The following is a 25,433-nucleotide window of genomic DNA, read 5'->3' as shown; positions in this document are numbered from 1 at the left end:
AATATCTTATATTTACTTAATAAATTATATCACTACAATTATAAAAAAAAATAGGAACTTAGTAAAATCTAAGTTCCTATTTTATTAATTTTAGTACATTCCGTCCATTCCCATTCCTGGAGCTCCTGGCATTGGTGATTCCTTTTGTGGAATATCAACAACAGCAGCTTCTGTTGTTAAGAATGTTGATGCTACTGATGCAGCATTTTGAAGTGCTGATCTTGTAACCTTAGTTGGATCTACTATACCAGCTTTAATCATATCAGTATAATTTCCATTTAAAGCATCATATCCAACTCCTGCTTCACGTCCCTTAACATGATCTATAATAACTGAACCTTCAACTCCTGCATTTATTGCAATTTGTCTCATTGGTTCTTCTAATGATCTTACAATTATATTAATACCAACTTGAGTATCTGCTACATCTGAAGTTACCTTAGTTACTTCATTAATTATATTTACATATGCAGCTCCACCACCTGGTACTATACCTTCTTCAACAGCTGCTTTTGTTGCTGCTAAAGCATCTTCAATTCTTAATTTCTTTTCTTTTAATTCTGTTTCTGTTGCTGCACCAACTTTAATTACTGCAACTCCACCTGCAAGTTTTGCTAATCTTTCTGTTAATTTTTCTTTATCAAATTCTGAAGATGTTTCTTCTATTTGAGCTCTTATTTGTGAAACTCTTTCCTTAATAGCTTCGCTATTTCCTTTTCCATTAACTATTGTGGTATTTTCTTTAGTAACTTTAACACTTTCACATTGTCCAAGCATATCTAAAGTTACTTCCTTTATGTCTATACCAAGTTCTTCTGATATTACTGTACCACCTGTTAAAACAGCTATATCTTGAAGCATTTCTTTTCTTCTATCTCCAAAGCCTGGTGCTTTTACAGCTACACATGTGAATGTTCCTCTTAATCTATTAACTACTAATGTAGTCATTGCGTCGCCTTCAACATCTTCAGCTATAATAAGTAATTTTTTACCTTGTTGAACTATTTGTTCAAGTATTGGAAGTAATTCTTGGATATTAGAAATTTTCTTATCTGCTATAAGAATTACTGGATTATCTAAAACAGCTTCCATTTTTTCAGTATCTGTTACCATGTAAGCTGACACATATCCTCTATCAAACTGCATACCTTCAACTACATCTAATTCAGTTCCCATTGATTTTGATTCTTCAACAGTTATAACTCCTTCGTTACCTACCTTTTCCATAGCATCTGATATTAACTTACCAACTTCTTCATCTGATGCTGAAATAGCTGCAACTCTAGCTATATCTTCTTTACCATTAACAGGTTTAGAAATCTTTTTAATTTCTTCTACAGCCTTATCAACTGCCATTTTAATACCATTTCTAATTAGTATTGGATTTGCTCCAGCTGTTACATTTTTTAATCCTTCTCTTATGATTGCTTGCGCTAAAAGAGTTGCTGTTGTAGTACCATCCCCTGCAACATCATTAGTTTTTGTTGCAACTTCTTTAACTAATTGTGCTCCCATATTTTCATATGGATCTTCTAACTCTATTTCTCTTGCTATAGAAACACCATCATTTGTAATAAGCGGTGCTCCAAACTTTTTATCTAAAACTACATTTCTTCCTTTTGGTCCTAAAGTAACCTTAACTGTATCTGCTAATGTATCAACACCAATTTGCATTGATCTTCTTGCATCTTCGCTAAATTTAATCATCTTTGCCATAACTTTTTCCTCCCTTATTCAACTATTGCTAAAATATCATCTTGTTTTAAAATAGTGTATTCTTCACCTTTAACTTTAACTTCTGTACCTGCATATTTTGAATAAAGTACTTTATCTCCAACTTTTACTTCCATCTCTACTCTGTTTCCATCTACCATGGCTCCTGGTCCAACTGCTACAACTTTTGCTTCTTGTGGTCTTTCTTTTGCTGTTCCAGTTAGAACTATACCACTTTTAGTTGTTTCTTCTGCTTCTAATTTTTTTATAACTACTCTATCTGCTAGTGGTTTAATATTCATAAAAAATCCCTCCTATATTATATCTATAATTTAATTACCCTTTTATATTAGCACTCACCACCAATAAGTGCTAACAACTTTATGATAATATTTTACTTTATATTTTTCAAATGTTACCTCATATATTATTACCCTATATATAATAATTATTACTCTTTTACATTAAATATTTCCATTTTCCTCATACTTTTGTTTATTTTCTTCATTTTAAATATAATTCTATTTATAAATCTTATTACCTTAAGTTGTAAATATTTTTATTTATACACACCCCTAGAAATATCCAAAAAATAGGTGCCACCATTATTACGCTTATATTAAAGAAAGCTTGTACTAAATACCCTGTTAAAGTTAAAAATAATACTTTATATAAATTGTTATTAATTTTTTTTATTAACTTATATAATATTACTCCTATTAATGTTAAATATGTTATTAAATTAAAAATACCATTACTGACTGCATATTCTAAATATTCGTTGTGTGATTTATCAATATATGATCCATTATTTTCTAAATATCCTTGATAGCTTTTATGATAATCAGAATCTAATCTATAACTTAAAGTATCAGGCCCCCACCCTATAAAAGGACTATCTATAAATGCTTTCCATGAAATTTTTAATATCTCTATTCTTCCGCTATCTTGAATTTTTGTATTTCCTTTTTCATCTACTGATATAGTATTATTTGCTCTACTAAAAATTTTTCCACCTGAAGATATATTTATTAATAGAAATATTCCACAGAACAATATAAAAATATTACCTGCTCTTTTTATCTTTTTTATATCTTTGAAGATTAAAATAAATCCTATGATTGAATATATTATAAAAGCAAGCCATCCACTACGTGTTAATGTACAAATTAAAGCTGAAAATATTATTACTGAATATATTAAATATTTTCTTCCTCCATTAAATATATAAATAGCCATGCTTATAAATAGAAAAATACATAGGTAAGAAGAAAAAAAGTTTCTATTTCCTATTAACCCAATAGAATCTCCAACTGATATATATCCAAGCATCCAGTATTGTACAGGATCAATATTATAAAACTGTATTACTCCATATGAGGCCATAATGCAAGCAGATATTAGTATTATGTCTAATATTTTTTTGTTTAATATTAAGTATTTAGAAGCTAGTATAAATAATATTATATAAATACAGTAAATTATAAATCCCTCACCTCTAGTGATATTTCCCATAAAAGCTACATACTTTTCCTTTGATAATATACTTGGAATTAACATTGTTAGGAGAAACACTAATGCTATCTTATGCTCAATACTAAATTCTGTTACCTTTAGTTTTATTAACGATAACAGAGAAATTATTCCTACAATATAAAGAAAGATTAATTTTCCTACTACATATCTTGGTGATGATACATTTACAACTATAAAAGGCATAATAATTATTACAGAATATAATATTATGTTTACTAACCTTTCTGTATCAATTTCTTTTGTGAAAATTCCTTTTATTTTTTCATATATATTTTGCACAATTTACCCCTACCAATAGATTAGTATAAAAAAATTGCGAAGCAATTTATTTAGTTCACAGTGCACAATTCACAGTTCACAATTGCTGAATTATTCCCATAACTGTGAACTGTGCCTTGTTAACTATGTACTAGAAATTTTGCTTCGCAAAGCTCTACTGTCTTTCTAAATTTATATTTTTATATTCACTAATTTTTTCATTATCTATAACAGCTTTCTTAGTAGCTTGTGAATTTATCTTATTAAATACAGTCTTAGATTTAAATGGAGTTACTAAAGTACCTGCTCCATTTATACAACCTCCATCACACATCATTCCTTCTATGAAGTTACCTGGTAGTCTTCCAATCTTAGCCATAGTCATCATCTTCTTTATTTCTATCCCTCCAGATACTTTTACTGGATTGAAATTGACTTCTATTCCTTGGCTTCTAACGTAATTTTCTATAGCGGCTGTTAATCCTCCATGTGATCCAAAACCTCTTCCATATATTGATGCATCATCCACAACTTCATTTTCACAAGAATCAATATCTATATCAAAAGCGCTAAATAAAGCAAGTAGTTCTTCAAATGTTATAACATAATCTACTGCATCTTTTACTGACTCTCTAACTGCTTCACTCTTTTTAGCAGTACATGGTCCAATAAAGACAACTTTCGCTTCTGGATCATTGTGTTTTATAAATCTCGCTGTTGCTATCATTGGAGATACTGTTCCTGATATATTTTTTACTTCTGATGGGAACATCTTTTCAATATAACTTAAGAATCCTGGACAACAAGAATTGGTCATGTAATTTTGACCTTCTTCTAATCTTTCTAAAAATTCTCCACTTTCATGTACAGTTACTGCATCAGCACCACAAGCTGCTTCTACCATATCTACAAAGCCTAATTTCTTTATTGCATTTTTGATTTGTCCATATGAAACTTTTGCTCCAAATTGTCCTGTTATTGCTGGTGCTACTACTGCATACATTTTTCTCTTTCTTCCAAGTCTTTTTGCTATAGGAACAATTAGACTTTTATCAGAAATAGCTCCAAAAGGACATGCATTCATACAACTTCCACAGTTAACACATGTTTCTTCTTTTATCATAGCTCTTCTATCTTCTATATTTATATCTAATGCACCAGTTGGACATACTCTTTTACATGGTCTCATAACTTCAGCAATAGCATCGTAAGGGCATGCTTTTTTACACATTCCACATTCTCTGCAAAGTTCTTGGTTTATATATGCTCTTCCTGCAACATAAGTTATTGCTCCAAAGTTACAAGCCTCATGACATTTATGTGCCAAACAATTTCTACATGAATCTGTAACACTATATTTATTTATAGGGCATCTATCACAAGCTGCTTCAATGACATATATTATTTGATCATCTTCTTTGATATCAACAAATTCATCATCTATATTATCTCCATTAGCTAAATACCCTGCTGCTAGCTTAGCTCTTTCTAAAACAATGGCTCTTTCTTTATAGACACAGCATCTATACATAGCTGTATCCCCCTTAATAATTTCATAAGGAATTTTTTCAATTGATTCTGTTGTTAGATTTCCATCCTTAGCTAGTTTAGCAACTTCTGTCAATACCTCATGCTTGAGCTTTTTTAATTGAGTTTCAAATTGGAACATACCAAAATCCTCCTATATAAATAAATTTAACCTATTTATCCCCTATATTATTATATCAGTTAATTTATCCCAAGTTGTTTTATTCTAAATATTCTGAAAATAAAAATTGTAACAATATATATAAAGAAGATCTTAATTCGTTTTTTAATAAAATTTATCTTATATCAATTAAATTCTGGAGTTTGAATTGTAAGTATTGAATATTTAGTAAAGTGAACATATTTATAATTTAATTAGTATGAAAGCCTATCTACTGAAGCTCGTCTAAAGTAGATAGACTTTCATTTTTTTATATTTAGCTTTTTATTCTATGTTCCTTGCTACCTTTTTCCTGTTCCCATTACTTATTATAATCAGAAACTGTGAATTATACCTTGTGAACTGTTCTCTATAAGGTTGTTTCACAATTAGCTTCAACGGCATATATATAGTCATCTAAATATTCACCAATTCTATCTTTTAATAATTCCTTAGCATTTGGCTTTAATAATCCTTCTCTAACCTTTTTATATTGTTCATGCATAAATTGACTTATAACTGTTATCGGAATTTCCATTCCTTCTAAATTACTCATAAGCTTTTCTAAAGCAAAGTTAACTTCATCTTTAGGCATATAATATCTCGCTCTATCAGATAAGCTATATTTTCTTTCTATTTTTACTTTTTCTCCTGTACCTGAATAGTGATGTACCCAATCTTTTGGATTCTTTACCATACTAAAATCTAATATTTCCATAAAATTAGATAATTCTGCATTTGAATCGTATTTTAATATTTCATTTTCAATAAGATTTAATGCAAATATACCTTCTCTAAAGCCAAATGTTAAGGCTGGTCCAACTTTTAATATTATAAACCCATCTTCAACCATTTGTTTTAGAGCTTTAGGTGTTTGATAATCAGTTGAATGTGCTTCAAATATTAATTGTGGATAATCTTTTAATCCATTTATTAATTCTTTAGCTTCTTCTCTGTTATAATTCCACACTTCATCACTGCTAAACTCAACACCTGGTTGTACTACAACACCTATTACATATTCCCAAGCATCTCCTACCCCATAGCTTTCAAATGCAGATTTGAATGTTTCTACTGTAGTCTTAAAACCTTCTACGCTAGTAACCTTTGGGCCTTCTTCTTCTTCTTCAACTTGTGCTCCTCCTGGTATCGGAACTTCACTACCTATAATATAAACTGGATGAAGAGCATTTTTGTTTTCTTCTTTTAGCTCTAAGTATGCTTCTTCTGCAATTTTACATAGCACTGATGCTCTATCAGCTATTAATGCATCTCCAAATTTACCACTTTCAATATCTCCTTTTAGTGGCATACTTGTATCTATATGAATTTTGGTGAATCCTGCTAAAACATATTCTCTTATTAAACTTTTAGCATTTTCCATAGCTTCACTTGGATCTATATTTTTCCAGGTTAATGGTCCTAAATGATCTCCTCCTAAAATTATTCTTTCTTTTGGAAATCCTATTCTTTCTGCTATTTTATAAATATACTCTACATAATCTTTTGGTTTCATTCCAGTGTATCCACCAAATTGGTCAACTTGATTTGCTGTTGCTTCTACTAAAAGCGGTATATTTTTATTTAAAAGCTTTTCCATACTTGCTTCTATTACATAATTATTAGAGCAACATACAGAAAATATTCCTACATTTTCACCATTTTTATATCTATTAACGATATCCTTCATTGGATGTATCATTTCTTCACCCCTTATTATTTATATATTTAAGGATTATTTATATCCCTAAAACTTCATTTATATATGAAAGAAAATAATATTTTAGCAGGTGCTTTAATATTATTTTCTCTCAATTTTACTGCAATTTATATATACCAATTAACAACTAATTATACACTTACTGTATAATTACTAATAAACGACTTATTTAATTAAGCCTTACCATTACTTCCGCAAACCATTATCTTATGCTCAACTATCTTTTTCATAGCTTCTTTTCCAGGTGTCATATACTTTCTAGGATCATTAGCATCTGGATGTTCATTAAAGAATTTCTTTACTGCATCAGAGAATGGTATTTTTAAATCTGTTGCTACATTAACCTTGCATATTCCAAGAGAAATTGCTTTTTTAACTAACTCATCTGGTACATCTGATGCTCCATGTAATACTAGTGGAACATCTACCATATCTCTTATTTCCTTTAATCTATCAAAATCAAGCTTTGCTTCGCCTTTATATAATCCATGAGCTGTTCCTATTGCTATTGCTAATGAATCTATTCCTGTTTTTTCAACAAATTCCTTTGCTTGTTGTGGATTAGTGTACATTGCATCTTTTTCATCTACTACTAAATCATCTTCTTGGCCGCCTAATCTTCCAAGCTCCGCTTCTACTGTTGCATCATACTTATGTGCATATTCTACTACTTCTTTAACAGTTTTTATATTATCTTCATATGATGAGTGTGATGCATCTATCATAGTTGAGTTAAAGCCCATATTTACATAATGCTTTATTTCTTCTACATCTTCAAAGTGATCTAAGTGTATAGCTATTGGAATATTGTGTTTTTTGGCTGCAACTTGAGCCATTGCCACAATGTATTCTCCACCTGCGTAATCTATTGTTGATGGTGTTCCTGCTAAAATTACTGGTGATTGTAATTCTGCTGCTGTTTCTACCACTACTTGTAATGTTTCTAGGTTATGAATATTAAATGCTGGTACAGCATACCCTTCTCTTTGAGCCTTTTTTAACATTTCTCTTGTTGATAATATTTTCATCATTTACTTCAACTCCTCTTAGTGAAATTTTTTGATTTTTACAATATATAAAAATTATTTTTCTTTTGTTAACTTTAACTAAAGCTTTTATATAAACTTATTTATTGTATTTATGAATAACTACTCCCTTAACAACTCTATTAACTGTTCCATCTGGTCTTGGATTGTCTGGTGAAATTCCTAATCTAATTGAATTAAATAATCCAAAAATTTGTCCAAATAACATATAATTAAATACTGTATATACTTCTGGAATTGTTTGTCCGTCTATTCCTATATATTTATCACAGACATCCTTTAACTCTTCATTTTTTTCATAACTTATTACCGCCAATTTATGATTCCCTGAATCACCATTTATTTCTTTTATAAGATCCATATCATAAAGATTAGTGTATTTATTGGTAGAATTCATAAATATAACTAAAGTTTCATCATTAATTATTGATTTTGGACCATGTCTGAATCCTAATACAGATTCACAGACACTTACTACTTTCCCACTTGTAAGTTCTAAATTTTTCAAAGCCATTTCTTGGCATAATCCTTTTAGTGCGCCTGATCCTAGATAAACTACTCTTGATGAATTTAATTCTGTTAATTCTTTTATATCTTCCCATTTAGTATCTAAAATTGAATTTCCTTGATTAATAACTATATCAACATATTTCTTATTTTCCTCTAAATTATTAATATCAAATATTAATAATGATGCTAATAACATGCAACTAAAAGAACTTGTCATAGCAAAACTTTTATCATTTGAAGCTTCTGGCATTAATACGCAAAGATCTCTATCACTTATGGAAGCCTTTTTAGCAAGTTCTCCTTCGGAATTACATGTAATTACCAGTTGTGATATATCTTTTACATTATCTTTAAATAAATTAAATGCTCCAACGCTTTCTGGACTATTTCCAGATCTTGCGTAAGAAACTAAAATTGTTGGTACATTTTCTTCTATGAACTCTTCTGGATTTGATACTAAGTCAGTTGAAGCAATAGCTTCCACTCTTAAATTTAATTTCTTTGCTAAATACGTATAAATTGTATCTCCAACATAGTCTGAAGTCCCTGCTCCAGTCAAAATTATTCTGGTATTTTCCTTTAAACCTCTGTTTAAAAAGTTCTTTATTTTCTCTTCATTTTCTTTTACTATATTGTAGGTTTCTTGCCATAGCATAGGTTGCTGTCTTATTTCTGAGACAGTATGAACTGCCCCTAAGCCTTCCATTTTTTCTTTATTCATTCCAAAAATCATTTTAATACCTCCTGCATCTGTTAATGTCATCATTACCAGTAATCCTAAAAAAATTTTTTTATTTTAATTATTATTTAATTTTACTCTATATTTAAATTTATCTCCTCTAGCTACACTAACAGTGTACTCTATCACAGATTCATTTTCATAGGTCAATCTTTCGATTTTCAAACTTGGTGATCCTTCTTTAATATCCAAATAGATACTTTCCAATTTATTAGTTAATATAGGTTGAAAGAACTCCTCTGCTGATGTTAACCTTGCATTAAATTCTTTTATTAATACATCATACATTGGCTTTTCTTCTAATTTCTCTCTTGTAATACCTTTAAATCTATTAAAAGGAAGATATGTTGTTTCATATAACATATGAATTCCATCTGCCATTCGTATTCTGGATATTTTATAAAGTAAATCTTCACTACTTATTCTAAATATAGAACTTATCTTATCACCGGCTTGAATAATTTCAAAACCAGTAACTTCTGATTTAGGTTTTTTGCCGAGCTTTTTCATTTCTTCTGTAAATGAATAAAAAGAAATTAAATCTTGATTCATTCTTCTTGGTGATACAAAAGTACCTTTTCCATGTACCTTGTATATATATCCCTCTTTTTCAAGCTCATCCATCGCCTGTCTAACAGTTGTCCTACTTACATCATAAATTTCACAGATTTCTCTTTCTGAAAGTATTTGTTCATTTTCTTCTAAAGTATTTTCTATTATATCTATTAGAATATTCATAAGTTGTAGGTATAATGGCGTTCTAGAGGTTTTATCTACAGTAGTCATTAAATCCCCCCATTTTTTATATTACCATATTTATATTTAAATTATATCATAATTCTTAAATAAAAGAAGCATTAAAATGCATATTTTATTATTTAAATTCAAATAAGATTATGACCTTTATTCAGATTTCATTGTAAATTATACTCTTACCTATGTCAACACTCTTATTCTTATATTTAAATATATGTAGATTTGTAGAAATAGTAGATAGATATGTTTACAACTAAATCTACCTACTATTTCTATAAAATTTTTAATTATTTATTTTTTCTTTTTATAGTTACTACTCCAGCAATTGACATCAACGTTGCAAATAATCCTAAAGCCATAGGTGAACTTCCACCAGTACTTGGTAAGTTATTATTACTACCTTTTTCACCACTTGTGTCATTATTATCATCATTGTTATTATTACCGCTATTCTCTTGTTTTACTTCTAAACCAGCTAAAGCTAAAGTTAATTCTTTCACTGCTTTATCTACTTCTTCTTGAGTAACTTCTTCTTTAGCTAAAACAGATTTACCATTAGCTAAGCTTAGATTAAATTTATTAACACTTTCTTTAGTATATTTAGATATATCTATATTTTCAGATTTATTTATTAACTCTTGAAGTTTAGCTTTATCAGCTATTAGTCTTAAATCAAGGTAAGCTTTAACTAATTTTTCATATGCTTCATTTACTTCTTCTTCCATTGCATTTTCATTTGCTATTACATTGTTAGCTTCTTCAAATGTAGCTTGTAATGAAGTCCAAGTTGCAGGTGTGTATTTGCTTTGATCTAAAGCATTAATTATTTGAACAAGCTTTTTAAGTTCTGCCTTATCTCCCTTTTTGAACTCTAACATATGAATTACATTAACCAATCTTTTTGTAGCTTCATCTACTTGAGCTTCTGTGGCATTATCATCAGCTAAAACATCTTTAGCTTCTTTTAGTGCTGCTTCAAATTCATTAATTACTGCTGGAACAACCTCTTCAAGCGCTCCATTTAATTTTGCATCCTCAGCATATTCTACAACTTTTCCTAAGCCTGTTTTATCAACTTTTTCAGTATCATCCTCTTTAATTACAAGATTATTAATTGCATTTTCTAATTCAATTTTTGCATTATTTACATTTTCTTCTGTAGATTCTATATTATTTATTACAACTTTTGCATTATTTAATGCATCATTAAATTTTACCCATGATTCTTCAGTATAATATTCTTTATCTAGCATTTCTGATATTGTTATTAAATCATTTAAGTCCTTAGATTCTAACAATGATGAATATGCTAATTCTAATTGAGCTTTTAACATATTTAAAACTTGTATATTAGCAACATCTAAAGAAGTAATTTTTGATGCAACTTTTTTATAGTTATTTACAGTTGCTTTTGTATAATTATTTTCATCTATTTCTTGTACTAAAGAGATAACTTCATTTATTTCTTCTTGTGTTGCTAATCTATCTTTTTGAGAAACATATATTTCCTTTATAGCTGCAAAGTTTTGCCCGTTGAATGTAGAAATTGAAGTTAAACGAATTACACTAGCTTTAATACTATTTTCTAATTCTATTTTATCAGTTTTACCATCTGTAAATTCGCCTTCTTTAACAACTTCCCATACACCGTTTACTTTAGCTTCTAATTTATATTGTTTAATAGTTCCATTTGATGATTTACCACGTGACAATACATCTATACTATCAAATGAAATTTCTTTACTAAAATCTATTGAAATCCAATGATTTTCTGAATGTTGGTCTGTACCTATATAGTTTGTATGCCACCAGCTGTTTTCATTTCCATCAATTGCTGATGATGCAGGACCATCTCCAGTTGAATCTAACATTTCTGAACATGCACTTGCTATCCAATCATTTCTATCATACTCAATTACAGGTACCTCATTATATTTATCATAACGTTCCTTTACCTCATCATAGTAAATAGAACTATTTCTAAATTCTATTCCTCCTAAAATTCCTCGGAAGTTATCATCAGCAACTTCTAACTCCCCACTGTTAATTGATTGATTAACCTTTGATTTATCATATACAGAGCTTGCCAATTCTCCATCAACATAAAGTTTAATCATTCCATTAACTTCACGTACTGCAGTAATTTGATGTAATCTTCCATCATTAATTTTACCTGCTAAAGTAGTTTTTATTGAAGTAGGAACATATTCGTCTGTACCAAAGGTTCCATGAGCCTTTTCAATAACAGTAGTTACTTCTTCCTTTGAACTAACATTTAAATCTTTTACTTTAAAATTTAAATATCCTTCTTCATCAATGGATAAATTGATATCTTCACCTTGCTTAAACAAATTAACTCCACTTGATATTGTGTTCACTGACATACTAATTCCAAAATCAGTTATTCCTTCAAATGTTTTATTAATATTTACTTTATAACTTTTATCCATATCAAAGAAGAATGAATCTAAATTACCATTATATTTTTTAGTTATATTTTCTCCATCTGCTAAATCTTCATTAGATTCTATAGAAACAATTTTTGAATCATTATATACTGGGATTGTTAATGTCATTGTTGATACATTGCCTACAGAATCCTTTTCCCCATTAACATTTAACACTGCATTGTTTACCAATGTAGTTTCAGTTTTAATTACAACAGTTCTATAGTCATCTAATAAATTAGTTTCTGTAACTATATTCCCTTCAACACTATAAGCATCTTTAATATTTGATACACGTTCATTATACTTAATCGTAATTTCATTATTACCAGTTACTTTAGAAGATACAATTTGAGCTCCTTCATTATCATTTTTTCCATATTGAATAATTCTAGTTTCGTATGGCTTTAATTCAACTGTAACACTATCGCCATAAGATACTGTTCCAGCTTCACCAGCAACATATGGTAGCACTTGATTTGCCTTAAGGTCCTTAACTGATTTAGATACTCCAACAACATCAATTAATTGTAATGTAAATTCTTTTACTTCTCCTGTTGGATTTCTAAAGGATATAATACCTTCATCTCCATCCCATGATGAGTATCCATATACCCCTTGAGTTGCACGATTACCAAATAGTTTAGCCTTTTCTAAAATATGAGCATTGGTTTCTGCAAAGTCTAATGCATCTGCATTTACTTGCCATTTTTCTGCATCCATAATTGATGGTGAATAATATAATTCCCAAAATGCTGTTCCACGAACTGCATTAGCAAATAAAAAATCTCTGAAATCTTCTGTAGTTGATGAACTTCCGTCAGATACACCATATATAGGATCATGATTGTATATATTCTTTAATGGGAATTGAAGTTGATTTACTTTGAATAAGTTATAGTAAACATTATCCCTATATGTGATTTTTTGTTGATGTCTTTCACCAGTACCAGCTTGTCCTGTGTCTCCAGAGTCTTGTACCCATACAGTATTTACCCATTGTAAAAGCCAAGGACTTAAATTTACATAACATGTTGCATTAATAAATAATTCCTTACCTTCTGCTGCACGACTTGCACGCATTGCATCCCATGCATCAGTCCATTTTTCCCATAAATCAGTTGTATAATATGCATTATTTGTACCACCAGTCATATGATCATGATCAGGATTTGTACAAGGTCTTACTGCAAATCCATCTATCTTCCAATAATCAACATCAAATCTTGCTTGATAATCAATAAACATACTTGTCAAATTTTTTACATATTTATCTGAACCTACACATACATTTGTCCAATAGTCTTTTTGCATATACCCAGTTCCCATTTTTTCTAGGTACTTTGCAAATCCACTAAAGTAATTATAACCACCTTGTGGTCCTACCCAAACCCCAAATTTTGATTGGAATTTTTGAGCTAATTCAGCAGATGTATATAACTCATTTGGAAACTTACTATTAAACTCCCAGAATCCTGTACGATTCACACCTTCTCCTGCATCTGCTTCTGAAACATTAGTATTAAATTCTGAGTCTCTATAATTATTCCATCCATCATCTACAACATAAGAATCAACAGGTTCAACTCCATTTTCTGTTAATCCCTTTTCACTACCATAAAATGATTTCGCAATGCTTTCATCTGTTATTCCAAGCATATTATCATACCAAGAATTATATTGCTTTCTAAAGTCAGTTGGAGTTGCAATTTCTGATATATACTCATAAAAATCAGTTTGAACAACATCTGTATCTATTCCCTTAGCAGCACCTACAACATTTTGCCATGATATAAATTTACCATCTGTTGTTAATTGGTTATCTTTAGATAGTCTATCAAATGTTTTACCACTATAATATCTTATCTGCATTTCATTATTAACCATATCTGTATCTGCGGCTGGAAATTCTGAACCAAAGAACATTCCATTTGCATATATTGGTTGTCCTAGCATTAATTCATTTTTGCCAATCCACATTGATGATACATCTTTTAAATCTGGGTGAGACCAAATAGTATTTTTAATTTCATTATCCAATACAAAATGATCTAAATCTATATAGTCTATTTGAGAACTGTTATTATTGGTTTTTATTTCAAGAAATGATCTCATATAATGATCATCGCTTTCAAGAACAGTAACCATATCGATTTTATATTCAATATTTTTAAAATTATATGGTTCATAAGATATAGTTAACTTTTTCCCATTTTCTATCTCTTCTACCCTTGTATTTTCATCATCAATTATTAAGTTACTTGATTTAATTTTATTATCTATAATTGGAACTTCTACTACTTCATACTTATCTGAAAATAAATTAAATTCTGCTGCTGTAAATTCTTGAGTATTTCCTAAAGCATCGGATAATTGATCTATTCTAATATATCTTGTTGTATATGCTTTATCAAAATTACCATAAACAATATCACCTACGTTATACAATGCTCCTTCTTGATGCAAGTTGTAATTATTTCTTGTAAATTCCCCACTACCAGCTTCTTTCCAATTAGCTCCATCATTACTTACATAAAGTCTATATTGTCCCATAGTTCCATTTAGTCCATATGCGGAGTCTTGATATCCTGGTCGTTTTAAATATGAAAAAGATGATATAATACTTTCTTCACCTAAATCAATCTTTAATGAAGTTGGATATCCGGAAATTTGATAATTATCAACATAACTTCCTTTATTTCCATCAAATAGCATGGATACACTTGATTCTGGATATGCTGTACCATTATTTACAGTTAAAGTTGCCTTCCAGTTAGTGCGATTTAATACCTCTGTTGGTATAATCGGTTTTGGACTTTCTGGTTCTTGTTCTTGTTGTTGTATAGTATTAATTATAAAATCTTCTGACCCAAATTGAGGTATTATTTTTGTATTTGCTCTATTATTTTCTATTAAGCTTGTTAATACTTTACCATCAACAATTGAAAATTCTCTTTTAATGTAGTCGTTACCAATGGAAATTTTGTCATTACTTACACTAGCTATAACATTTCCTTCTACAAAATCTTCAGCTTGTGCTATAAAGGAAATGTTAGACAAAGTAATAGCACAACTTAAAACTAGGGATAATTTCATTTTTAAGCTTTTTTTCAATTCTCTCATCCTCTTCCTTATTTAATAACTTTAATAGCTAAACTTATCTCCAAAATAGTTTACTTTAATATAAAATTATCTAGTAAGCTTCATTAAGACAAAAATCTTAATGAAGCTTATAGATTAATTTATTAAGTTATTTTTTTGATTTTTTCATCATAGAAATTCCTGCGAATGAAGTTAATGTTGCTAATAATACCATTAAGCCAGAAGAGTTTCCTCCAGTACTTGGTAAGTTGTCATTTTGTGTATTCTCCTTGCCCTTATCGGTATTAATATTATCTTCAACTTTTTTCAACTTGTTTATAGCATCATCTAGATTACTTATAGCTGAATTTACATCTTCTTCATTAGCGTCCTTATTATTTAGTACTTCATTTGCTTTGCTTAAAACTTCCTGTAATTTATCCCAAGTTTCTTTTGTATATTTTTCTTTATTTAAACCCTTAGCCTTATTTATTATTTCTTCTAAATTAGATTTATCTACTTTTCCAGGCTCTACAGGTTTTTCTTCATCGGCTTTAACTAAGTGCTCTATAGAATCTTCTAATATTGAAAGTGCTTCATCTACTTGTTGTTGAGTTGCTACTTTATCTGATAATATTTCCTTAGCTGAATTAAGAGCGGCTTTAAGAGCTTTAAAGCTTTCAACTGTATAGTCTTTTTCTATTAAAGCTTCTGCTTCATCAATCTTTTTAGTTAAATTTGATTTATCTGCAACCTTAATTAGTTGATTTATCTTGTTTTGAAGATTTAACTTAGCATTTTCTAAAACTTCAGCCTCTACATCATCTTTTAATAATAACTCTTCAAGTGCATATTTTGCATTTAAGAATTCATTATATGAAGCTTCTGTATATTGATTTTCTACTATATCATTAGCATTTTTTAATGCAATATTTATTTCACTTATATCAAATAATTCTTCAACTGCCTCTACAAGTTCCTTATTTGATACTGAAAAGTCTTCTTCTGTAGCAGCTTCATTAGCTAAAACTGAATTTGCCTCTTCAATAGCAGATTTTAATGCCTTAAGTGATGCTTTTGAGTATTTACTTGTTTCTAATATTAATTTATTTGCTTCCTCTAATTTAATTTGTAAGGCTTCTTTATTTGTTCTTACCGCTAAGGCTTCTCTTGCTACTTCTAAGTTTGCCTTAGCTTTATTAACTTCATTTTGAGTTGAGCCTTCTCCTAAGGCTAATGCAGCATCATAAGCTTCTTTAAATGTATTCCAAGAGTTTCTAGAATATTTAGCTTCTGAGCCTTCTTCATTAATAATCTTCTCTGATTCTGAAACCTCTAAATCTAGCTCCTCTTTATTAAGTATTACAGTCACAGTTGCTACTACTTTTTTGCCATTTGGTATAGTAGCTGTAATAGTTGTTGTACCTACTTCAACTGCAGTAACATTGCCACTTTCATCTACTGTTGCAATATTATTATCAGCAGAAGTCCAAACTATAACATCTGTACTATCAATCGGATCTAAAACAGGAATTAGCTTTTGAGTAGTGTTTCCACTAATATTTAACTCAGTATTCTCTAAAGTAATGTTTTCTGCCGCTATAGGAGCTATTTGTCCATAGAATCTAAGTTCAGCTATGCTAGCATACTTATCACGAGTATCACCTAGAGTTTTTAACGCAGTAAATTTAACATATTGAGCTTTAGTTGTATTGAATCGTATTGGATTATATCCTTTATTTTCTAAGCCTGAACCATCACTTGCTTCCTTAAATGTACCAGTTCTAACTGCTTCCCAATTTTGGTTATCTAAACTAACTTCAATTGAATACTCAGTCACATGACCATTTTTACTATTTTGTCTTGGCATATAATCTATCTGATTAATATTATAAGCTTTGTCTAACTTAACTATAATTGAAACTGGTAACTTATCACTAGCTTGATATCCTGAATGCCATATTGTATTTTCATCTCCATCTATAGCATTTCCTTTTAAATCACTATCAGCTTCTGTAGTTGCATATATAGCTTCTAATTTATTAAAGTCTATTTTATCTTCATCAACTGTATTACGCTCTCTTAATGCATTTATTGCTGTTCTTATTGATATGATTGGAGCGCTTAATTCCGCTTCGCTCTTTGCATTTTCTAATACTTCTTCAGCATTTTTAATAGCTTCTAGTAAAGTTGAATAAGTTTCCTCTGTATAAATTTCATTAAGTTTTTCATATGCCTTAGCACTTTCAATAGCTTCAACTAGCTTTGATTTATCAAATCCATCAGCTACTGTAATTTCATGTTCTACACTTAACTGTCCGTCAGCAGTTGTAGCTATTAATTTTGTAGTACCTGGCTTAATTCCTCTTAGATAATAAGTTACTGAATTATCATTATCTATACGGATAACCTTTACTATTTCTTCATTTGTTGAAGTAAGTCTATAGTTTAAATTATTTGCACTTTCAGGTAATACTTTTGCAAATACTGGTGTTAGCTTATTTACATATATATTGTTTGGAGTATTTTCTAAAAATTCTATTGATGATGGAGTTTGAAGCTTTTGTTCATAGAATTCTATTTCATTGATTGCTAAGGTATTTATATCTTTAAAAGATTCTAAAGCTGTAATTACAATCTTATCAAATACTTGGTTATTTAATTCATATATAGTTTTTGCAACTGCACTTGTGGAATTAACTTTTTCACCTAAATCAGTTGCTACACCATTTAGATAACCTACTGCTTTCACCTTTTTTAATGCTGCAGCACTACCCGTACGGTTGTAAATTGTGAAATTACTAAACTTCTTTGGCTCATTAAAAGTAAATGTCATTTCAAATGGAAGCTTACCTTTATCCACTTGATCTGGAGTATATACCCACTTTAAATCCATACGAGAAGAATCATCACTACTTGTAGTTCCATCAATCAATTTACTTAATCCCATTCCTGTTTGTAACTGTGATTCATCACCAGTTACAGTAATACTTTCTTTTCCAATCTTCACTAATGAATTTTGTCCTTCTGGTAATGGAGAATCTGGATTAGTAATATTAGCAATTGCATTTTTAGAATTTAAGTTACTGTCAACTACTAAGGCATTAGTTGGTGCTAAAGCAAAGTTTATATCACTTTTTGCTTTCAAAGTAATTCTTGCAATTGTCTCCGTTCCATTAACCTTGATATTATCACCTACATTTGTAAATACAACATAAAGGTCTTGTTTATTATTGCTATGCATTCTAATCTTTGATAAATTCCTCATAGAAGTTGTTACTACTGTAGTTTCTGTTTTAACAAACTCATATTCATTTGCTTCTAAAGGTATTTCTATACTGAACGCATTAACATCTGATAATCCAGTACCTACAACATCAACAGTAAATGTTTCATTTGCTGAAATACTTGTTTTGCTTGGAACTAGCATAACCTCTCCAGCAACTTTTACTCCATCAGTTGGTATTACACCGCCTTCTAACTTACTTGCAACATAGCTAATATCATAAGCATCAATAACATTGTTGAAGTTTAAATCGGCCATTGAAACATAATCCCAATCAGCATCTACAGATGATAACCCTGTATAGTTTTGAAGGAATGTCAAATCTCCCTCTTCTATTGTTCCGCCATTATTCCAGTCACCAACAACTTGTCCGTTAGTTCCATCTACCTTATATGGTCGGAATTCTCTCATAGCTAGGAAGTTACCAACAGATTCCTTTGTTACAACCTTAAAGTAACGAGCTTTTATTGGAGAACTAAAGTTTATAGTTTTTACTTGTCCATCAGTAGTCCATGCTGCATTTCCTGAATTTGCTGCATTTGTAAATACCCTTTGATAGTTTACTCCATCTATACTACTGTATATTTCTGCACGTTTTACAGAACCATTTCCACTAGCTCTAAATAATAAATCTAGTTTTTCAATTTGATAAGCTTTTTGCATATCAATTATAAATGGTTTATCTATTACATTTCCTGCTGAATGGAATTGAGAAGTATCATTACCATCTACAGCGTTAGCAGGTACATCACTACTATAGTGCCCGTCTGTCCACTTAACTGTCATTCCATTAGGAACATTACGATATGGATCTAAAGCTGTTCTAACTACTAAATTTTCACTCCAAGGTGAATAACCATCTTTGTTTATACTACGTATGCGATAGTTATACTCAGTATCAAAATTTAAGTTATTATGGATATATTGATTTGATGTTATATTTTTATACACAATACCATCAATTTCAATTTCATAAGTTTCTGCATTTTCTACCTTATCCCAGTTTAAAGTAATAGAATTTGGAGTTATTGATTCTTCTGGTGCAGTAAAGTTTGCAGGAACACTTAAGTCTGTATTAACTTCATTCTTAGATATCTCTTGAGTATTTATAAAATCATTAATTGTTAATTCAACTTCGTTTACTTTTACGTTAGTTTTTTCTGATTTTACATAAAGCTTAGGAGCTGTAGTAATTTCTATATTTTCAAACTCTGAGCCTTCAGTAGAATATTTATTAAGATTTGGACTTGCATCATAGAAATATACATTTGTTCCATTTTCAAATTCTTCTAATGATGTTGCCTCTGTTAATTGAACCTTTTCACTTCCAACATTTAATGATAAATCTGTTGGTTTTTCACTAACATTTACTATAAATTCTGTTGACCTCTCTGTAACAATTCCTTCATAGTCCCCATTTAATACTCCTGCTTTAATTACAGCTTTTCCTTTTCCTGTTTTAGGAGCAGATGAAGTTATCATTGTTGTTGCTGATTTTCCTTCTTTATAGTCGGTAGTTAGTCCATCATCTTCATAAATCTCAAAGTTAGTGTCTCCACTTGGATATACTTCAATTTTCCTTTGTGAATCATCTATTGTATCTGGAGTATTATTTTCATTATTCATAGGAATAATAGCACCATTTTTTACAAACAAAGGAAGTTTCCACATAGGTGCATCAAAGTTATTTAATACTCCTCCACCTCTATATTGTTTACCTGTAAAGTAATCAATCCATATTTGATCTTCATCTGGAAGATATATATCATTACGTATATCATTTCCTTTTGAATCAGCTGCAGTATTTTGATATACAGGTGCTACCAATAAATTTGGTCCCCACATATATTGATATTGGGTGTTTGTTCCATAGGTATATGCGTTAGGATATTCTAACATCATAGCACGTATCATTGGAGTTCCTTCAGTAGTTGCTTCATTCGCTATTGTATAATTATATGGCATCATTTCTGCTTTCAATTTTAAATACATACGGTTAATTGAAGTATAAGGTTCTCCAAATATATAAGGCTTTTTAGGATTACTTCCCCAACCATCCATATCTATTTCTATTGGTGTAAATGCCTTCCATTGAATATCACGAGTTTGAATCAAATTATTTCCGCCAAATATTCCATCTATATCTGATCCTACGTTAGGCTGTCCTGATAATCCTGATCCTATATAAGTTGGAATATGGAAACGAATATATTCCCAATTACCGCCATATTGGTCCCCAGACCATATACCTGCGTAACGTTGAGTACCAGCCCATCCATCTAATGATACAACAAAAGATCTTGCACTATCCTTAGAGTTATTTTCTATTCCTTCCGCTGCTTGTCTTACGGCATTAAGAGCAAATGAATATCCAGCTCCTACCCATGCAACGTCTGTTTTAACTGCATTAGTTCCTGCAACTCCAACTTCTTTATCTATATCACGTTGAAGATAAGCTGGTCCAGTACCAGTTGGTTTTAAATCACTTTGTGTCCAAAGCCCCACTTGTATACCTTTACTCCTTGAGTAATCAACAAACTGCTTTAAGAGATCTATATTTCCATCAATAGTATCTGCTCGCCCATATCCAGCACCATAACCGTCATTTGGTAAAAACCATCCAATAGGCATATCATTATTAACATGCTCATCTATTACTTTTACAGCGTCTACCGCTAAAGTTTCTTGACGATCAAACCCTGGCTTTTGAGTTTGTGATTCTTGTCCTGTTGCATCATTGATCCAATCTCGAGCATAGGCATTGGCATGACCTATATAAAATGCATACTCTGGTAATAATATTGGTTTACCAGTTAAATCTGTAAATTTATTAATAATCTTTGTTGGAGTATCGTCCACAAAATAATAAGCATCAAATCGTTTTTCTTCATGCTTTGTAATAACTTTTCCCTTTTCGGTTGAGTCAAAAGCATATTGCCCTGGTTTAAATGTATGACGCATAACCCCATATCCATTTGTTGAAAAATAAAATGGTGTTGGGCTTGAAACTCCTCCATCTACCCAGTTATTTTCATTTTTTATGTTTATAGTTTTCCCCTTATGTGAAAAACGTCCATTTTGTTGTCCGCCACCATAAAAATATTCATCATCATTAGTTTCTAAAGTTTGAATAGTTTCGTTAGATTTATATTTTAATGGTTCTGCCTCTTTCCAAATTGTTTTATTTGTTATCTTATTGAAAAGTTCCATTTTACCAGTTTCTTTTTCTATTCTTAGTTCAATAGTATCTGTAGAAACTTTTATTATGCTACCATTTTCTACTGTTGGAGCTACTTTATTATATTCATCCTCTGTTCTATCAATAATTTTTGTTATATGATCCTTTGAATTTGGAGTTGGATCTTCTTGAAAATTACCTTCTGGATCCATATATATTCTGAATATATCATTTTCTAGGAAGGATACTCTAACCTTCTCTCCAGTAGTCATTTGAAAAATAACTTTATTTTCTGATTGAGTATAGCTTTCAACCCCTCCTATTGCACTGTAGTCATTTACTAGTGATTGAATAAATTGGCCTTCTTCATTAGAATTAGTTGTTATTGAATAAGCATAAGCAGATGTTGTCTGAATTGTAAGACTTGATGTAAACGCTGCGGTTAAAGCAAGTGCAGTTAATCTTGCTATTATTATTTTTCTTCTCATAATTCCCCCTAAATTTCTATTTATTTTAATTTATACTTACTAGTAAAATTAATCTTATGTATATACCCTTATCATTTATTCTTATGTATTTTAACTGCTTTATCTTTAGGTTCTTAACTTTAGTAAATTAAAATCATTTACTATTAAAGAAAGGATCTTATTGGTTTTTTTCTGTAGAGTAGAAATGTAAATCATATATTTTCTTAATTTTTTATTCTTTATCTAAAATAGCATCACCCCCTTCAAAATTATAGAAACCCGAACTGATAATGTCGTCATTACCAGTTTGGTTGAATTTTTTTATTTATATAATTTATTAAAAACTATATTTACATTATGGATAAAATGGAAATTTTTAAACCTTAAAAATTTCCATTTTATTAAATTAACTTGATGAAATCAGTAAATTATAATTTTTTTATTCTTCTAAAAGCAATAATATTAATGATTCCTATATAAATGCTATATACTGCTCCTAATATACTTAAAGTCAAAAATAACGCGTTAAAGTTTTGTTGTATTGCATTTAAAATTAGAAGAACACTTAACAGTGCATATGCACATGCTTTCATTACTATTTTTTCTTTTTCCTTACTATTAACTATACTCTCCAACTTTGAAGTTTTACGCTCTCTTTTGAAATCCTTTATTACTTTTAATTTACTTAAAAAAATAGTCCTAAAGTATAACTCTACTAAAACTGTAGCTCCAGCTCCAACTAAAAACGTATTTTGTAAGGATTTAAAATAATCTCCCATTAGTACCATAAAAATAAATATAATTGAATATCTATAGTAAAATATCTTAAATTTTTGCTCCATTTGCTTTGATATTATATATCCATTTTTATTAAAAATATTATAATAAACAGCATCTCCATATCGGTCTAAATATATATTGTTTCCAGATAGATTTACAATATTCTTTTTCACTATAACATCGCCTTTCCTAAACAATATGTTTGATGTACTGAATAGTCATTGTTAAGAATCACCAAATCACTATCATATCCAACTCCTATCCTTCCCTTGCGTTTATCAACACCTAAACACTTAGCAGGATTTATAGTACATGCATTGATAGCATAGTTAAACGGTACCATTGCATCTTCAACTAATATCCTGAGTCCATCATTCATCTTCAATGTAGAACCTGCTAATCCCTTTGTGCCTACTAAGTGTGCACTTCCATCTTCGTATATTTCTATTTCATTTCCTCCAAAGATAAATTTGGAACCTGGCTCATACCCCTTTGCCATTAAAGCATCTGTAATCATTATTCCATAATCTGGTCCCTTTGCGTTAAAGAAATTATATAGAGCTGTTTTTGTAGAGTGATTTCCATCACAAATTATTTCACCATACATTCCTTTAACTCTTAGTGCAACTCCTACTAACCCATTTTGCCTATGATTAAAAGGCGTCATTCCATTATATACATGAGTTTGTGATCTAGCACCATGAGCAAAAGCCATTATTGCTTCCTCATATGTTGAAGCTGAATGTCCAATGCTTACTACTATGTCATTATTGAATAAGTACTCTGTAAGTGAATAATCATCATCTGTTTCAGTTGCTAAAGTTACATACTTTATTAATCCCTTTGCTGCCTTTTGATAGTTTTGAAATTCTTTAATAGTCGGCTTAACTATATATTCCCTTGGTTGTGCTCCTTTGTACTCTAAATCAAGATAAGGTCCTTCAAAGTGAATTCCTAATATTTCTGCACCATCATATCCTTCTTCTACTACCTTTGCCACATTACTTAAAGCCTTAACAAGCACTTCTTTACTTTGAGTTATAGTAGTAGGTAGTATTGAAGTAACTCCTTCACTTACTATTCTCTTTGTCCAGTTTCTTAACCCTTGTTCATTTGCATCATTTGTATCAAATCCATAAGCTCCATGACAATGAATATCTATAAACCCCGGTACAATTCTTTTATCACCATAATCATAGGCGTCTTCTTTTTCATTGTAATCATAAATATTAACTATTTTATTATCATCAATCTCAATTTGAGCTGGAATAAATTGATCCGCAATCCAAACTTTTTTACTTTGTATTAACATATCATCCCTCCTATAATCCAACTTATATATAATTATACATAAGTTTTACTATCTAATATTTGCACTTTTCAACATATATATTATATCTTTCACCACCTTTATTGAATTTAAATTACTCTTCATTATAATTATAATTACTATATATTTTTTAATATTAAATACTTTATAATATATTTGATAATTATTTTTAGGAGATGATGGAATGATAGGATTAATAATTAGTGGACATGGTAACTTTGCATCAGGATTACGTACATCTTTAAAGCTAATTGCAGGAGAACCTTGCAATATAGAATATGTTGATTTTGAGGAAACAGATTCTATAGAAGATTTACGAAAAAAATATTATGCTTCATTAGAAAATTTAAATAATTGTGATAGTATTTTAGCTCTTAGTGATTTAGCTGGAGGCTCACCATTTAAAACTTTAGTTGAAGTTAAAACTCAAATAGAAAAACCTCTTGAAGTAATAGGCGGTACAAATTTACCTATGCTTCTTGAAATATCAATGACTAAAGATATTATAGATGATTTAAAATCTTTATCCCAATCTGCTATTGAAGTAGGAAAAAGTGGAGTTGTAAAGTTTGAGTTTATAGTCCATGAAGAAGAAGAAAGTGAGGATGGTATCTAATATGATAAATTGGGAAGTAGTTATGTGGACATGCATCACTGTTGCAGTATTAGCAGGAATAATCGCTTTAATCCTAATATTTATATCAGCTAGAAACCTAAAGAAAAGAACCTCTGAACTTAAAGATGTTCATGTTGACTTGAAACCAGGAATGAAGGTAATGTTTTGTGGTGGAATCTATGGCAAAGTAGTATCTGTAGAAAAAGAAAAAGTTGACGTTGAAATTGCCAAAAATACAGTAATAACTATATCTAGATATTCAATTCAAAATATTATATAAAAT

General features: G+C 29.9%; 14 protein-coding genes. 2 read left to right on the top strand and 12 right to left on the bottom strand.

The genetic code is table 11. From position 1 onward, the window contains the following. Positions 1-90: 90 nt before the first annotated feature. From groL to nagA, 12 genes are all read right to left on the bottom strand, one after another. On the bottom strand, positions 91-1,716 hold the full coding sequence (gene groL / locus ABDZ60_RS04315) for a chaperonin GroEL (protein WP_047000092.1): 1,626 nt from the start codon (positions 1,714-1,716) through the stop codon (positions 91-93). A 14-nt stretch (positions 1,717-1,730) separates the two neighbouring features. Beyond that, the gene (gene groES, locus ABDZ60_RS04310) at positions 1,731-2,015 is read right to left on the bottom strand and encodes a co-chaperone GroES (RefSeq protein WP_016205724.1); all 285 of its coding nucleotides are present in this window, start codon (positions 2,013-2,015) and stop codon (positions 1,731-1,733) included. A 235-nt stretch (positions 2,016-2,250) separates the two neighbouring features. Next, a complete protein-coding gene (locus ABDZ60_RS04305; RefSeq protein ID WP_343776320.1) occupies positions 2,251-3,528 on the bottom strand; it encodes an O-antigen ligase family protein in 1,278 nt (425 codons plus the stop codon). 154 nt (positions 3,529-3,682) lie between these two features. After that, a complete protein-coding gene (locus ABDZ60_RS04300) occupies positions 3,683-5,176 on the bottom strand; it encodes a 4Fe-4S dicluster domain-containing protein (protein ID WP_016205726.1) in 1,494 nt (497 codons plus the stop codon). 388 nt (positions 5,177-5,564) lie between these two features. Next, positions 5,565-6,896: a class II D-tagatose-bisphosphate aldolase non-catalytic subunit gene (locus ABDZ60_RS04295; RefSeq protein ID WP_343776316.1), complete on the bottom strand. Its 1,332-nt coding sequence runs from the start codon at positions 6,894-6,896 to the stop codon at positions 5,565-5,567. Positions 6,897-7,087: 191 nt separating this feature from the next. Further along, positions 7,088-7,945, bottom strand: coding sequence for a tagatose bisphosphate family class II aldolase (locus ABDZ60_RS04290; RefSeq protein ID WP_343776314.1), 858 nt, complete (start codon positions 7,943-7,945; stop codon positions 7,088-7,090). Positions 7,946-8,039: 94 nt separating this feature from the next. Beyond that, entirely contained in the window at positions 8,040-9,203 is a 1,164-nt protein-coding gene (locus ABDZ60_RS04285) for an SIS domain-containing protein (RefSeq protein ID WP_343776312.1), read from the bottom strand. 63 nt (positions 9,204-9,266) lie between these two features. Then, the gene (locus tag ABDZ60_RS04280) at positions 9,267-9,995 is read right to left on the bottom strand and encodes a GntR family transcriptional regulator (protein ID WP_047000086.1); all 729 of its coding nucleotides are present in this window, start codon (positions 9,993-9,995) and stop codon (positions 9,267-9,269) included. Between the two features lie 257 nt (positions 9,996-10,252). Further along, complete coding sequence (locus tag ABDZ60_RS04275; protein WP_343776309.1) at positions 10,253-15,535, bottom strand: discoidin domain-containing protein; 5,283 nt, start codon at positions 15,533-15,535, stop codon at positions 10,253-10,255. Between the two features lie 127 nt (positions 15,536-15,662). Next, on the bottom strand, positions 15,663-22,445 hold the full coding sequence (locus ABDZ60_RS04270) for a discoidin domain-containing protein (RefSeq protein WP_343776307.1): 6,783 nt from the start codon (positions 22,443-22,445) through the stop codon (positions 15,663-15,665). Between the two features lie 407 nt (positions 22,446-22,852). Beyond that, positions 22,853-23,377 (bottom strand): hypothetical protein, encoded by a 525-nt coding sequence (locus ABDZ60_RS04265; RefSeq protein WP_343776305.1) that lies wholly within the window; start codon positions 23,375-23,377, stop codon positions 22,853-22,855. Then, positions 23,377-24,516, bottom strand: coding sequence for an N-acetylglucosamine-6-phosphate deacetylase (nagA, locus tag ABDZ60_RS04260; protein WP_343776304.1), 1,140 nt, complete (start codon positions 24,514-24,516; stop codon positions 23,377-23,379). The genes ABDZ60_RS04265 and nagA overlap by 1 nt, the downstream gene beginning before the upstream one ends. A 202-nt stretch (positions 24,517-24,718) precedes the next feature. Here nagA and agaF point away from each other — a divergent pair, with 202 nt between their 5' ends. Together agaF and yajC are read left to right on the top strand one after the other, a co-directional pair. Next, a complete protein-coding gene (agaF, locus tag ABDZ60_RS04255) occupies positions 24,719-25,150 on the top strand; it encodes a PTS galactosamine/N-acetylgalactosamine transporter subunit IIA (RefSeq protein ID WP_343776302.1) in 432 nt (143 codons plus the stop codon). Between the two features lies 1 nt (position 25,151). After that, positions 25,152-25,430 (top strand): preprotein translocase subunit YajC, encoded by a 279-nt coding sequence (gene yajC / locus ABDZ60_RS04250; protein WP_343776300.1) that lies wholly within the window; start codon positions 25,152-25,154, stop codon positions 25,428-25,430. Positions 25,431-25,433: the final 3 nt, after the last annotated feature.

Source organism: Clostridium sartagoforme, from assembly GCF_039521405.1.
Lineage (GTDB): Bacteria > Bacillota > Clostridia > Clostridiales > Clostridiaceae > Clostridium > Clostridium sartagoforme.
This window is presented reverse-complemented; position numbering and strand designations above follow the sequence as displayed.